Below are 15189 nucleotides of genomic sequence, written 5' to 3'. Positions count from 1 at the left end.
ATTTTATTATTCAAGATAATATTTTAAATAGCTTTTAGTTAGTTAATGGGTTCCAGAAGTACTTAAATCGTCTGATGAAGATTTTTCTGATGAATAAACAGCATATACACTATAAGGAATAGAATCTAAAGAATGTGTTTTACCAGCTAATGTTATGCTTCCATTGCCTCCATGATGTTTGTATTGTAAGCAGTAAGTATCTCCAATAGCTTTTATATTAGCAGCAGCTATAACAACTGTTGAATCATTCATCATCTGTTTTAAATTGCTGTTGGTTATTTTAGAGCCGTGAGGTACGAATATAGCTGATGATGGAAGCTTAAAGGTAAAATGCCACCTCTGAGCCTGTTGATTGTAGGCATAATCGGAGAGTAGATTACCTGGATTCCTATTCATACCATAAGTGTATGGAGTACCTATGAACGTTCTATTTCGTTCATTAAGCTGCATGAATTGTGCATTTCCGTATGTGTGGTATTTTCCTATAGGCATACCTATAGGTATTTCATTACCTTGTGAGTCAACATTATATGTATTGTCTCTAACAAATTCGGTAATATCTTGCTCTTCTTTAAGATAATTACGTCTAGCAGATTCTTCTTCCCAGTTAAGAGTAATTGGGTAGTCTAATATGGATTGCCCGCCACCAAATATATTAATAGGCTGATATTTTTTATCAACTTCCATATATACATCCAAAGGAGTTAATTCTCCTGTATTTAGATTGAGTCCATAATAATAAGGAATGATCTGCATATAGGAATAATAATTACCGATAGTTTGTATATCCATAAATATTGGATAACCTACTCTTAACGGTTGCCTTTTTAAAGCCTCTATATTATTTATTGAAGGTGATAGAGGAAAACTTAAAGGTGCTTTTTGAAGAAAATCAAGGCACCCGTAAGTATTAAGATAATTGGTAATTGGTGAAGCAGATTCGCCTCTTATATCTACTGAGTTACCTATATAATCGTTTTGTTGGTCTATTTGTACTTTTGGTACTACATTAGGTATATACCAATCAGTAGGAGTTACAGGTTTCTTGAATATATTCGAGAATCTAAAATCACCTGTGTCTTCAATAACAAGATTACCTATACGACCAACAATATCTATGTTATATTGCTTAAGTGCGGAATGTCTGGCATTTTTATTATTATACCTTTTTTTATTAGTTGGTTTAGTATTATCTATACCAGAACCGTTATTGGCAACGGCGTAGAATTTTACACCAGCACTTATGGCTTCTTTATTAGCTAATGGTAAATAAAAGTTATACCATTCTTGATCAATAGGGTATAATGAAATCTCAGAACCAGAAGGGTAGAGGACATCATTATATATTACATTGTAATCAAACTTAGCTATTTTTTCAGAAGTCCATTCAGTTGTATCCATATTGTCTATAAAACCTTTTCCTCTATATTCACTGGTTTCTGCAAGACCTAAAGCTCCATTTCCATAAAAATCGCCTTTATTAGGAAAATGTATTTTAAAAGGATAATCCAGCATTAACATATCTCCTGAAGAAGCATAATTACCATCTGGAAGTTGAACATTTGGATTAGCCGGTATCACTTCAAGTATGGTTTCATACCAGTCATCTGGAGGTTGGGATAAAGTCTTTTCAGTTTTAACAACGGATGTTAGTGTAGGGGACAGGTCAGGTATATATGGCGTTCCTTTTGCAGGCGTGATGACTCTAATTCCTGATGAAGTGGATATTATAACTTTACCGTGTCCAGTATTTCCTGTTGAATTAGATTGATTAGTTCCAGTATTATATGAACCACCGCCAAAGCCGCCGCCACTATCGTTACCGTTGCCACCATAGTAACCGCCACCGCCACCACCACCGTCAGAGCAACCACTTCCACCACCACCGAAACCACCGTGACTAGAATAACCGAAACCGCCGTTAGAGAAGCTGTTACCACCATAGGATAAATGAGCATTACCCATAAAACCACCGCCACCACCACCTTCTTCATTAGAGTGACCGTAATCATATGAACCACCATGAGTCTTGGTTACTGGTGCAACTGAGCAGGAGGCATCTTTTCCTTTATCATAAGGATTATCTCCAGCTCCGCCACCCCCGCCACCGGCAACTACTAGAGGTGTTTGGTCTATACTGGAAACTACATAAGTTCCACCACCACCACCAGCACCTTCGCCATGACGCTCACCTTGTTGCCCTACTAAGATTTCGATTATTTGACTTTTGGTAAGTTGAAAATCGCCTGTCATTATTGCACCTTTACCGCCTTCACGGGCACCAAAACCACCTTGTGCTCCATAAGCTGATATAGTGTATGTATTTGTAGTAGGTACTGTCCACAAATATTTACCACCGTTCATAGTAATAGTTTCATTTGATGTATTTATAGAATTATTTGTATTTGCCCCATAAGAACCAGTAGAAGTCGCGTTAAAAGTCATGTTACGAGTTTCATCAGTTACAACTGCGGGTTCATAGTTAGCATTATTTATTAGGATAGTAGGTTCTCCAACTGCAGGGATGGTAATATATTCTGGTTCTCCGTTTCCAGGCTGATTATAAGCAGGAACTGTAAAATAATTACTGCTAGAACCTGAGTAAGAGAAATTTGATAGAGCATAGTTAGAAACACTACCCCCATTATTTCTTGCTAATCTTTCTGCATCAGCACAAGAATCAGCACTACGTCCTGAGATAGTACCATATCTATAGCTTGCTATTATACTGTTGTTTTTATATAGATTAGTCCCATTCCATGATAAAATATCACCTGTATCTACGTATACGATACCATTTCCATATTGACTGTTAGTGTAATATTTTTCATGGTCTAAATGTTGATAGTAACCACCACCAGCACCATATAAATTAACTCTAACTGTTGCTGGATTTCTAAAAGTATAAGAACCTGAATAAATATTTTGTTGAGGTACGTTGATAGGTGGTACATAATTTGGATTATTTACTATCTTCTCAGGAATATATTCAGGGTTTGCAATAGTATATGGGTTTACATAATCAGGATTGTCCATTTCTCTTTCTTCATAGATTGTATATTTATTTGGTACCCATTCACATGTATCACCATTTTCTTTCGTAATGGAAAGATTATCAGCTATTACATATTCGTTGGTATTATCAGTGTTATTAGAGTTACCATTTATTATATTGACTTTTAATTTTGCAGTATTAGTTGGTGACCGGAAGGAGATATTCATAGTTTTAGTCTGTACATCTGAATAAGAGTCTGAGGACCATATATCCAAAATATTATCATTTGAATCAAGTGCTTCTATTAAAAATTTACCAAAGCAATTATGACATTTCATCATACCTGTAAAACTGTAATTAATGTTAGGTTCACCTAGAGATGTTGTAACATATTTTGCTACTCTATTAGATTTAGCCGGTACTTCAATATAATAAGAACCTTTTCCAGCTATTTTATCATTGCTTTCTATCCTTTTGAATGTTACACCATCTTTATTATTAACTTCACCTATCCAATTAACAATATTTCCATTAGGAGTAGTTTCTTCTGCATTACCATTATAAATAAAATTTTGATAAGGATGTATTTCTTTCAGTTTCGTAACATATTCAGTTATATCTGATTGTAGATTTCCGCCAATGTGATTATCATTGTCAAAAACACGTTGATCCATTGATGAATCTATAGGATATATTATGGCTGATTCAGCGGATACAGGATTATGTATAACTATATCATTTATCTTAGTGAAATTTTCTGAGTCTTGATATTTAGTTTCGTAAGTAAGACCTGATTCTCCATAATCAGGGTTATATTCATCTTTATAATGTGAGCTTTTTCCAGTGCTTAATATGTTTTTGTAGAATACTGAGGATGTACCTGTCATGTATTCACCATTACTTATAGTATCCTTAATGTCTAAACCTGTTTTTACAATACGTAGAGGTTGAGAAGGGCGGGTAGGTCGTATTATCGTATGAGCAGGATCATCATCTAATATGGTCATTGTTTTGTGTTTATCTCCTGTACCATTATATTTGGTCTTTGGTGAAAAGAATTCTCCATTATAAGATCCTACGTTAATTTCATAACCTAACCATTTAGCACATGATTCAGGATTATTAAGCCACATTTCATCAAAGGTGCTGGCTACTTTTTGAAACTGTTGTTGTGATTTTATTATCTCAGATTCTTTATCAAAATATAATAAGGATTGGTCTCCTGAAGATGTTTGCAATATAACAAAATCAGATATTACGGTAGCTTTGTTTTCCATATTTCTTCTGGAATCAAATTTATTATATTCTTCTGTTTGTTTGTCTATATTATCTGCATTTAACGTGTGATAATTTTCCTGAGTTGAATAACTATTATTGCTATAAAGAATACCTTTTGCATAATTTGAACCATGACCATTACCAGATACATATGGGCTAGAACCTCTTCCGTTACATTTATTGGTTCTTGTACCTTCATCCCATACGACTGTATCATGCTGCTGTGGTTCGAGACTGTATCTTATTCTTCCGTCTTTGGAGGATTCTGTTTTTGCTATGTTATAAAATATATTGGGATCTCCCTGAACGATGTCAGCAGTTACTTCATCCGTGCCTAGGAGAGTGATCATACCATTAACCATACTACGATGTATCTTCCATACATTAACATTAGTAATTTTTGCTGTATCATAAGTTAATTCTTGTTTCCATGTATCTTCTACAGCAGGTAATTCGTGAGTATGGCAAGGACCACATAGGATATGAGCAGGGATAGAACCAGTTACTGTTATTGTATAATTACCGGGACCTCCATCATGACCACTTGCTGCAACATAATCTTGACCATCATCACCACCTGTTGGTGGGTCTCCAGAAGGTGGAGTAGGGGCTATATATTCTTGTCCAGGGTCCGCATCACCAGATGGACCATCATTTCTACTATCTGTTGTTATATGTGCATTCCAGTTATTGAAGGTTCTTGTTTCTTTATTACTGGCAGCTGTATGAGATATTTCATAATTATTTATAGTAGATATCCAATCTTGAGCTTGAGATTTGGCGGCTTCGTAATTAGAGTAATCCCATGAGTTACTAACACTTGTGCCATGATCCCAGTAGGAGACCGAACCTGTCCAAGGTAGTGTACCTGTCCATGTTGCTGAAATAGTTAGATCTCCACCATGCACATTAACGCTAGTATCAGAACTGTTTGCACCTGATGGTGAAGGTACAGTATAGCTACCTGCTTGGTCTCCAGTCTGAAATTCGCAAGGAGTTCCAGAAAACTTTGATTTATAGGTTCTATTAACTTTCTGGTCTTTCAAATATTCAGAATGTATCTCAATAATAAATTCACTGCCTCCTGTTGCAAAATACAGGTCTCTTGTGGTTGGAGTACCAGCCATAGCTTCAAAAGTTTCTCCATAAGGATGACCTTGTTTTATTTCAGAAGCAAATGTAGGTATTGTGTTAATTACTGGTGTTGGACCATGGGTTTTAAATGTTTTCTCTGCAGTATTAGTGGGTATTGCATTTAAAGTAATTGATTTTTTCTTGGAACCTAATTGTACTTCAATGGACGATTTGTATTTAAAAGGATATAAAGAGAAAGGTTGAACTGGAAAATCCATAACTTCGTGAATATATTCCAAAGGAACTTTGCCTGTAATAAAATCCATTAAAACATCTTTATCTATATACTGCCAATTATTAGAGTAGGAACAGTTACTTGTCGTAGTCAATGGGTACTTAGAATTTAATATATCAGAGTAAGAACTATCTGATGGGTGCATAACCTCAAGACCTAGTTTGATTTTCGGGTATCCAGCTTCAAATTTATCATAACTCAACTGTTTGCTCCATGCAACCTGTTCTAGATTATTTAGGTTACCTTTTAAGGTTATTTTGATGACATCACCAATTACAGTGGCATTTTCTTCCTCTATGATTTCAGGTGAAGGTGTATCTGTTGTGATGGAATAACCTCCTGTTGGATTTTCATCAGGTGCAAAAGTTTGATATGCAGATACTAATACAAAGCCATAATGGGAATCTTTGAATTTTAGAGCTTCCATAATTCCTGTTATTTCATCCTGAGTTGTTTTCCATTTAGCTGAACCTGAACCGGTATATATTCTACTTGATTTACCAATGACACCAGCCTGACCCCAAGCAAAACCATTTTTTTCAAAAGCAGTACCATGGATATTAGTTATTCTTTTCCAGTTAGGGGCATTAATGATTGATTTATTGACTAAATTTTTAATTATCGTTCTTGTATGATCACTTCCATATTCCCATTCAGATTCAGGAGTATCAAAAGCTGGAGCAGTAGGGGATGTGAGATGATTGGTAGCTGTTACACCTGATACATACATCATATAATCTACAGATGGAACAAATACATATTTTGATGAGTAAGCAGGTACCGATACTCTTACGACAGTGTCTATTGCTACAAGTGGGGGATTTGAAAGAACATCATCCTTTCTAATATATCTTTCTATTTCGTCATATAAAATCCTTTTTCTATCAGGTGGGGATAATACATAAATTGACATAAGTAATTGAAGGTATCCTAGTTCATTTTTTAATTTATTATTATTATCAAGAGCTCCTTCTTGGAAGTGAATAAATGTATTCAGCTTATTATCTATAGATAATGGAGAATCATCTTCGACATTCCAGTCTTTTAGTAGATAATTCCATATTTTGATACAATTTAACTCAGAAGTTTCATCTAATACATCTAACCATTTACCACCTACTAGACTTTCAATTTTATTATCAATAACTATAGTTTTTAATTGATTATAAAATATATCACCTTCAATAATGTAATTTTTATCTATCTTTCTTAGCTTATATTCAATTAGTTTACTATCTACAGGATCAAGTGCTCCAGTGCTGGAATTATACCATTTAAGTAACGCATTATTCTTATCTTTGTAAACATTAGAAGGACAAAATACAATAGAATTGGACATTCTAGGAAAATGATTAATGTAATGGTGTTCTATCTGTTCGTTTATAGGCGTAGGATAATTATCATCATAATTTAATGGTTTTCTCAATTCTTCAGATATTATACCTATTCTAAAGCATGGTGTCCCACATATGCCGCCACCTTTACCAGGTGATCCACCTGCTGGAATAGAACCATTATCGCCAATTGTTCCACCATTATGAGTTGCATATACTCTAGAGGGAATAACTGTTGTTACTAAAGTTAATATAATAAAAAATGTTAATATTTTATGTTTCATTTTATGTTTATCTCCTTATAACTAAAAAAGTATAAGAAATTAATCTTATACTTTTTAATATTCTACAACTATTTAATAGATTGACATTTAATTAAAAAACTTTTACCGTTTAAATAATAGTATAAACTAAAACCTGTCCCAGCCCAATATCCATAACCTTCGTTTTTTCTAAATATAGCTAAAAAACTTGCTTCATTATATGTAACATTAAAGGTTGTATAGTCATAAGTAACTTCTTTACCTGATAGTACTCTCTCTATTTTTTCAATAGTATATATATTACGAAGAGAATCAGTTCCTAAAGGAAGTACGCTAAGGACATCAAGTTCTTCAGAATTATATTTATAAATATAGTTTTTTAAAGCATGTATATTTTTCAAATATTTCATTGTTAATGTAGATTTTGAGTTAAAACCAGATCTATTCATTTTAACGGTATTACCATCAATTTCAAAGCCAGACATTAGGTTATCCATTGATATATTTACATAACCTCTTAAGATTAAATGGTCTAATCTATTTGAACCTTTACCAATTCTATAAAGTATAATAATAGCTTGTTCTCTGGTTAGATTACCTTTTGTATCAAAGTAACCTTTATTAATAACTTCACCTGAATCGGTTAAAACTGGTTTTTTAGTTCCTTTTATATAGAATCTACTATATGCACAAATTACAGCTTCTCTTGCCCAACTTGAAGCTTCATCTAAATCAGATAATTGTTCAATTGCATCAGTTCTATTTCCACAACCTAAAGTGTGTAAATAATTCATAAACATCACAGCAGCCTGTTCTCTTGTTATTAGTTCATCAGGATGAAATTTATGATTACCATCACCATTAATTATACCAAGCATATTAGCAACTTTAATATAAGGATTATCTGTATCTGTAAAGTATTCAGTTGTAGTAACCTTGGAAAGAAAGGTTTCTGGAGTTAGTTTCTGAAAATCCCAGCTACTTTTAGTATCAAAGTAACAGCTACTATTTGAAATGTTTTTATCAGTAAAGATTGCAGTAACAAATAACTCAGCAAATTCTTCTCTAGTTATAGGTCTTTGATAATTACTTTGTAAATGTATAGGTACATAGTTACACTTTATCGCATCCATAACATCTTCTTTTGCCCAATCCGAGGGTTCATCTTCTGCTCCATATATCATTATATTAGTACTAAAAATCATACTAATAGTTAATAATAGCGACAATATTTTCTTCATATGTATCAATCTCCTTTGAAGTTTTGTATATTGCTAATAATATATCACACTAAATAGAATTTTACAAATTAAAAGATTTTATAATATAAGAATATAATGCAAAAGTTTTTAGTATTTAGTATATAAAATCATTTCGTTAGCTGTTTATATAATATCATTGATTTTATGAATATAAGAAAATAATCTTGTACTTTTTTGATGTTCTATTAATTATGTGATTGATTTACATTCAACTAAATGACTATCACCATTTAGATAATAGTATATACTGAAACCAGTTCCAGCCCAATATCCATAACCCTCTTTTTTTTCTAATACTGCCAGATAATTAGATTTGTTATATGTAACAGTAAAGATTTCATAATCATAAGTAACTTCTTTACCTGATAGTATTCTATCCATTTTTTCAATAGTATATATATTATGTAGAGAATCTGTTCCCAAAGGAAGTATACTAAGTACATCAAGTTCTTCAGAATTATAATTGTTAATGTATTTTTCTAATCCTTGACTCCTTAAATATTTCATACCTAATGTATATTTGGAGTCAAACCCAGACCTCTTCAATTTGATTGTGTTACCATCAATTTCAAACCCAGGCATTAAATCATCCATGGTTAAACGTAAATAACCTCTTATAAGTAAATTATTCAATAATAACCTGTCACCTATTCTTAAAATTATTGTAATAGCCTGTTCTCTACTTAGATTACTTTTTTGTATCAAAATAACCTTTCTCAATAACTATAGAATTATTTATTACTGGCTTTTTGGTACCTTTCATATAAAATCTACTGTAGGCACATATTACGGCTTCTCTTGCCCAACTTGAAGCCTCATCTAAGTCCGATAATTGTTCAACAGCATCATTTCTATTTGCACCATCTAATGAATGAAATAATTAAGGAACATCACAGCAGCCTGTTCTCTAGTTATAAGTTCATCAGGGTGGAATTTATGATTACCATCACCATTAATTATACCAAGTATATTAGCAACTCTTATATATGGGTTATCAGTATCGGTAAAGTATGCAGTAGTTGTTACTTTGGAAAGAACATTTTCAGGAGTCAACTTTTGAAAATCCCAGCCACTTTTAGTATCAAAGTGACAGCTATCAATTGATTCATTTCTATCAGTAAAAATAGCAGTAACAAATAACTCAGCAAATTCTTCTCTAGTTATAGGTTGTTGATAATTATTTTGTAGATGTTCGGGTACATACCCTCTATTGATAGCATCCATAACATCTTCTTTTGCCCAATCCGAGGGTTCATCTTCTGCTCCATATATCATTATATTAGTACTAAAAATCATACTAATAATTAATAATAGTGACAATATTTTCTTCATATGTATTAATCTCCTTTGAAGTTTTATATATTGCTAATAATATATCACACTAAATAAATTTTACAAATTAAAAACCTTTAATAGTATATTAATACCAAGACAGAGGTTTTTAGTATTTAGTATATAAAATTATTTCGTTAGCTGTATTTATAGAATCTCATTAATCTTGTTTTATAAACATAAGATGATAATCTTTAACGCTTTCAATATTTTTATATTATTTGATTGATTTGCATTCTAATAAATGCCATTTACCATTTGAATAATAATGTATACTAAAACCCGTTCCAGCCCAATATCCATAATGCTCGTTTTTTTCAAATACTGCCAGGTAACCCGATTTATTATATGTAATAGTAAAGATTTCATAATCATAAGTAACTTCTTTTCCAGAGAGTATTCTATCCATTTTTTCAATAGTATATATATTATGAAGAGAGTCAGTTCCCAAAGGAAGTACACTTAGTACATCAAGTTCTTGAGAGGTATATTGATTAATATAGTTTTCTAAACCTCGACTCCTTAAATATTTCATGCCCAATGTATATTTGGAGTCAAAGCCAGATTTTTTCATTTTTACTATATTACCATCAATTTCAAAACCAGACATAAGGTCATCCATAGTTATACGTACATAACCTCGCAGGAGTAAATCGTTCAATATATGTTTTTCGCTAATTCTTAATATTATTGTGATGGCTTGCTCTCTGCTTAGATTACTTTTGGTATCAAAGTATCCCTTTTCCATAACTTCCCATGAATCATCGAAGAATACTGGATTTTTAATGCCCTTTATATAGCATCTACCATAGGCACATATTACAGCTTCTCTAGCCCAGCTAGAGGCTTCATCTAAATCTGACAATTCTTCGACAGCATTCTTTCTATTTCCATTATCTAATGAGTGAAAATAATTCATAAACATAACAGCAGCCTGTTCTCTTGTTATTAATTCATCAGGGTGGAATTTATGGTTACCATCACCGTTAATTATACCAAGTATGTTAGCAACTCTTATATAAGGATTATCTGTATCTGTAAAATATTCAGTTGTAGTTACTTTGGAAAGAAAGTTTTCAGGAGTTAGTTTCTGAAAATCCCAGCCGCTTTTAGTATCAAAGTGAGCACTATCAATTGCATCTTGTCTAGCTGTAAAAATAGCAGTAACCATTATTTCGGCAAATTCTTCTCTAGTAATAGGCTGTTGATAATTATTCTGTAGATGTTCTGGTATATATCCTAAATCTATTGTTTTCATAACATCTTCTTTTGCCCAATCCGAGGGTTCATCTTCTGCTCCGTATATCATTATATTAGTACTAAAAATCATACTAATAGTTAATAATAGCGACAATATTTTCTTCATATGTATCAATCTCCTTTGAAGTTTTATGTATTGCTAATAATATATCACGCTAAATAGAATATTACAAATTAGAACTCTCATTCCATATACTTTATATCGCAATAATAACCTGCCCTAGCAGCTTCTTTTATAGTAGGGTACAGGTTTTCAGCATTAACAGAACTAGGTAATTTATCTGCATAGCAGTAATACTTTATTCCATCTCTTGTATAAGCTGCAACCATTCTAGCTTTTTGTATCTTAGAACCTGCGACACTAAAGGCGGAGATTGGTCTAGAAGTAGCTAAATCTACGTTTTGTACAAGAGCTAATACGGAAGGACCTTCAATACAATTAACACCGGTATAAGTAGTCAAATCTCTTGGAATGTAGAATGTATTAGCCCAGCGGGTATTTGTTTCATTCAATTTATTTATTGTGTAGGAGATATTAGAAGATATAATTCTACTGATTTCCCCTAGATTATCTTCTGTTGACGAGATACCAGGGGGTAATCCTTTATGTTTTGACAACATATTATTATTTAACTTTAAAGCATATTCACCACCCATATTAAGGGCATAGGTGGACCCATTATACTCATATTTATAAGGCAATTTTGGACCGAATTTCAGATCCCAGTCACCATCACTAAGTTCATTTTCTGGATAATTAGTTGCATTACTTATAAGTGTAGGGGTAGCCATATAGTAGCCATCGTACATAGCAACTACAAAAGCAGGAATAAAATTCATTTTTATGTGAGATTCATTTGTTTCATCAAAGTTCAAACCATAATTAGCTGAAAAAACATCTATAAAAGTTTCTAGAGCTAGATTAGGGTCAGCGCTTAGATAGTTGGTTTCTGAATAATCCATAGACAAATCTTTTGAATTAAGCAGCTCACATATAGCTGCATCAGAAGCATAGTCAACGGCAAAAGACAACTTTAGTTGTTCGAACTCTTGTATATCTTTTTGTATATAATTTGAAGAAAATACAATTAATCCTCCCAAATAGTATAGAGACACTAATAAAGCGATACCTGTTTTTTTCAAATAATAACCTCCTAACTATGAAAAATTATCGTATCATACCTGCAAGCTGAAAATCTAATTTAGGAGTAGAAACTTTGTTAAAGTATACAGCCAGTTTTTGAGCAGTAGTATGGTCAATAGCTTGTACATCAACTTCAATAATGTCACCTTGATCCCAATCAGTAATCTTATCAGTTAGGACGTAGGTACAATATGTGCTTCCATTTCCATCTGGATTAACAATTCTCATATAACGTTTGATTTTTATATCTACTACTGCACCATAAGAAGAACAGCCAACATAAAAATCAGTTTTATCTAGATCAGAGATATGACCAGTATCAGTAACTTTGTCAACAAAATTTGTCATTTCATTTAATATGGATCTTTTGATTGTTAAGTCTCTGCTTAGAGATTGAATAATAAGTGGTGCAATAACAAGTAGTATGAAAACTAAAAAAAGACCTATAATTCTATTAAAAAAATCACTCATTGGAAATCACCCATTTTCTTTGTATGTCTTTACCTACATATAATTGGATATTCATGTCCCTTACGGTAGGCATAGCTGCATAGGCAGATTGTAAAGCAGGAATTCTATTTGTAAAAAATACAGAATCTATGTTAATGACAGTGCCATTTATTTCAATAATCTTTGGTTCAGGGAAATACTCATCTGCTACAGCTAATAAAAGCATAGTATCATTAGAATTAAAATCTTTATTATTTGGTAATAACTCTCCCTGAGTTTTTAATGCGGTTTTTTCAATTTGTACACCAAAACCACCTAATTCATTTCTATAAAAAGGACGAGCAAGTGAAACTGTTATAGGTATCAAGATAGCTAATATTATTACTGTGGTGACAATATCAATCATATCATCAGTTTGCATGAGTCTACCTCCTATGGTTTTATTACGATATCATAAACTTCATTTTTTTTTGTTATATCACAGTTTATTTGGTATTTGAATAATAATTGTAGATCGTCAATGGAATTGATTCTAATTCCATGAGCCCCACCAGAAATACTTCTGATTGAATCACTATTTTTTAAGAGAGCTATGTAAATAGAAGAAGCAGGTAAGTCTTGTTGATAATCAATTATCGCTTCTATTTCTGAGGAGTAGGTACTAGATATACCATTAGTAATCATATTTGACATGGATCTATAGAGTTGTTGTCCACATGTTACAGTTATCCAGCATATACCTACAATAAAGGCTATAACTACTAATACTACTCCTTGTCTAAGAACGGAGTTAGCTTCATTTTCCATATGCAATCCTCCTGAATTCTATTCTATTAATATCTCCATTTATATTTTTTACTACAGTAGATTTATATCTTGATTTATAAGGCAGTATATTTTCTGATATATTTGTTAAATCCCACTTTGTGTCATTAGATGGAAGAGAAGTATTCCATTTATAATTGAATCCATCTTCATCTCCTATTGTTGTATCAACCCAGACCTCTGGATAACCTCTTGTTTCAAATATTATAGATATAATATCTTGAGGATATATTTTATCGTTTTCTTCATATCTAAAATATGTGCGAAATTCTTTTGTTATAGCTACTGCATCTATTTCACGCTGTTGAGCTCTGCCTGCCTCACCAGCCATTCTTACTAGTATAACTACGTTTACCAGTATAAGAGAAGCTATCATAAGTTCAACAAAAATCCATATGGCTTTACTCCATTCATCCAATATATATCGCCTCCTTAAGTATTAGAAAAAGTCCTTAGATAGTTATATCTAAGGACTTATGAAACTATTGTTGTGTAAAACAAATACCAACTATAGTTCCAGTTGTATCTTTCATAAGTTCTGCTAAGAATTTTGCAGTAGGTCGAATAAATGCATCTGTACCAGATTGCTTAGCTGGTAGGTAATTCATGTTATATGTCATTGTTCCATTAGCATCAGAGTCTAGATTCTTTACATACCATGAGTTATCACCAGTTTTTGTTAAAGCGTCTGAAACGAAATTCTCATCTGTGCCATCAAATTGAGCACCATAATTATGTCCGGTATCAGCAGATTTACCAATTTGTGCTTTTGTTCTTACTACTAGACCCACTGGTCTGCCTTCAAATAACTTTAATGCTGATAATACTTGAGTACCTGATTGTATTTGTTGGTCATAATCATCAAAAACAGCTAACTGCATTGATTCTAGTGAATTTTGAACTGTTGATATACCTTGATTAGTTGTGTTCCTTGTAAATCCTAAAATTGTGAATACTACTGATATTAGTACTCCTAAAACTATAAGTGCGATGGCAATTCTTGCACCAGTACCCATTTCGCCTTCCATGAGTTGTTTTCCTCCTTTAAGTTGGACTAAACTGTCCACTAGTTATTTTATTTTTACATATTTTGCTTTGTAAACTATGTGAGCTAGAATCAGCTGATTTTTAATTTATTATAAGCTTTATAAAAATCTACTTCTTCTACAAGTACTTCTAAAGTATTATGTTCTTTTTTGAATTTTCCTGTAACCTCGACGATATCACCTTTCTTCATTTTGGCGAGTTCTCTAGCTTTGGCTCCTTTTGCAACACAATGTGCTACATTGTAATTACCGTCATAAGATTTATATTTAACAATAAAAGGTAAAATTTCCATGCAGGTGTTATTCTTAATCAAGAGACCTTTTGTTTTTACAACATAGCCTCCAACTTGAATATAATTTCTTTCAGGTATATTGTTAATTACTTGTTTAGCAGTAATGATATACATAAAAGTAAACAGTTTATTATCAGCTGTTGTCTCTGAACGTAGATAATATTTTACCTCTACGCGTCCTTGCAGATTGCCTAGAATATATTCAGAACCAACGGCAGGTATCTCAATGCCTTCCACAATAACTTTAGAGACTAAGAAGTTTTCACCATTAACTTTTCTAAAGATCTCTCTGCTTGGAGTTAGTGTCACGATACTTGTGCTACATTTCATTTTTGTGC

Annotated in this window: 12 protein-coding genes; all 12 read right to left on the bottom strand. The window is 32.5% G+C overall.

The annotated features are described in order from the left end of the window. Positions 1-42 precede the first annotated feature (42 nt). Positions 43-7260, bottom strand: a complete 7218-nt coding sequence (locus HYG85_RS09470; protein WP_212693258.1) for a glycine-rich protein — start codon at positions 7258-7260, stop codon at positions 43-45. Positions 7261-7328: 68 nt separating this feature from the next. After that, on the bottom strand, positions 7329-8480 hold the full coding sequence (locus HYG85_RS09465; protein WP_212693257.1) for an S-layer homology domain-containing protein: 1152 nt from the start codon (positions 8478-8480) through the stop codon (positions 7329-7331). A 210-nt stretch (positions 8481-8690) separates the two neighbouring features. Beyond that, positions 8691-9206, bottom strand: a complete 516-nt coding sequence (locus HYG85_RS09460; protein ID WP_212693256.1) for a hypothetical protein — start codon at positions 9204-9206, stop codon at positions 8691-8693. Between the two features lie 159 nt (positions 9207-9365). Then, complete coding sequence (locus tag HYG85_RS09455; RefSeq protein WP_212693255.1) at positions 9366-9833, bottom strand: S-layer homology domain-containing protein; 468 nt, start codon at positions 9831-9833, stop codon at positions 9366-9368. Positions 9834-10050: 217 nt separating this feature from the next. After that, positions 10051-11199: an S-layer homology domain-containing protein gene (locus HYG85_RS09450; RefSeq protein ID WP_212693254.1), complete on the bottom strand. Its 1149-nt coding sequence runs from the start codon at positions 11197-11199 to the stop codon at positions 10051-10053. A gap of 77 nt (positions 11200-11276) precedes the next feature. Beyond that, positions 11277-12236: a hypothetical protein gene (locus tag HYG85_RS09445; protein WP_212693253.1), complete on the bottom strand. Its 960-nt coding sequence runs from the start codon at positions 12234-12236 to the stop codon at positions 11277-11279. A gap of 25 nt (positions 12237-12261) precedes the next feature. Continuing rightward, positions 12262-12708: a hypothetical protein gene (locus HYG85_RS09440; protein WP_212693252.1), complete on the bottom strand. Its 447-nt coding sequence runs from the start codon at positions 12706-12708 to the stop codon at positions 12262-12264. Next, positions 12701-13108, bottom strand: coding sequence for a hypothetical protein (locus HYG85_RS09435; RefSeq protein WP_212693251.1), 408 nt, complete (start codon positions 13106-13108; stop codon positions 12701-12703). The genes HYG85_RS09440 and HYG85_RS09435 overlap by 8 nt, the downstream gene beginning before the upstream one ends. A gap of 11 nt (positions 13109-13119) precedes the next feature. Next, the gene (locus HYG85_RS09430) at positions 13120-13494 is read right to left on the bottom strand and encodes a hypothetical protein (RefSeq protein WP_212693250.1); all 375 of its coding nucleotides are present in this window, start codon (positions 13492-13494) and stop codon (positions 13120-13122) included. Further along, positions 13484-13930: a hypothetical protein gene (locus HYG85_RS09425; protein WP_113672717.1), complete on the bottom strand. Its 447-nt coding sequence runs from the start codon at positions 13928-13930 to the stop codon at positions 13484-13486. The genes HYG85_RS09430 and HYG85_RS09425 overlap by 11 nt, the downstream gene beginning before the upstream one ends. A 64-nt stretch (positions 13931-13994) precedes the next feature. After that, positions 13995-14540: a hypothetical protein gene (locus HYG85_RS09420; RefSeq protein ID WP_113672716.1), complete on the bottom strand. Its 546-nt coding sequence runs from the start codon at positions 14538-14540 to the stop codon at positions 13995-13997. 89 nt (positions 14541-14629) lie between these two features. Continuing rightward, on the bottom strand, positions 14630-15181 hold the full coding sequence (locus tag HYG85_RS09415) for a hypothetical protein (protein ID WP_212693249.1): 552 nt from the start codon (positions 15179-15181) through the stop codon (positions 14630-14632). Between the last annotated feature and the right edge of the window lie 8 nt (positions 15182-15189).

This window comes from Vallitalea guaymasensis (genome assembly GCF_018141425.1).
Lineage (GTDB): Bacteria > Bacillota > Clostridia > Lachnospirales > Vallitaleaceae > Vallitalea > Vallitalea guaymasensis.
Note: the sequence above shows the minus strand (reverse complement) of the source record. Positions and strands in the feature narration are given on the sequence as shown.

Bases quoted from the DNA above. Each gene is read 5' to 3' on its own strand.
- HYG85_RS09470 (WP_212693258.1), bottom strand. From the start codon at position 7,260: ATGAAACATAAAATATTAACATTTTTTATTATATTAACTTTAGTAACA.
- HYG85_RS09465 (WP_212693257.1), bottom strand. From the start codon at position 8,480: ATGAAGAAAATATTGTCGCTATTATTAACTATTAGTATGATTTTTAGT.
- HYG85_RS09455 (WP_212693255.1), bottom strand. From the start codon at position 9,833: ATGAAGAAAATATTGTCACTATTATTAATTATTAGTATGATTTTTAGT.
- HYG85_RS09450 (WP_212693254.1), bottom strand. From the start codon at position 11,199: ATGAAGAAAATATTGTCGCTATTATTAACTATTAGTATGATTTTTAGT.
- HYG85_RS09440 (WP_212693252.1), bottom strand. From the start codon at position 12,708: ATGAGTGATTTTTTTAATAGAATTATAGGTCTTTTTTTAGTTTTCATA.
- HYG85_RS09435 (WP_212693251.1), bottom strand. From the start codon at position 13,108: ATGCAAACTGATGATATGATTGATATTGTCACCACAGTAATAATATTA.
- HYG85_RS09430 (WP_212693250.1), bottom strand. From the start codon at position 13,494: ATGGAAAATGAAGCTAACTCCGTTCTTAGACAAGGAGTAGTATTAGTA.
- HYG85_RS09420 (WP_113672716.1), bottom strand. From the start codon at position 14,540: ATGGAAGGCGAAATGGGTACTGGTGCAAGAATTGCCATCGCACTTATA.
- HYG85_RS09415 (WP_212693249.1), bottom strand. From the start codon at position 15,181: ATGAAATGTAGCACAAGTATCGTGACACTAACTCCAAGCAGAGAGATC.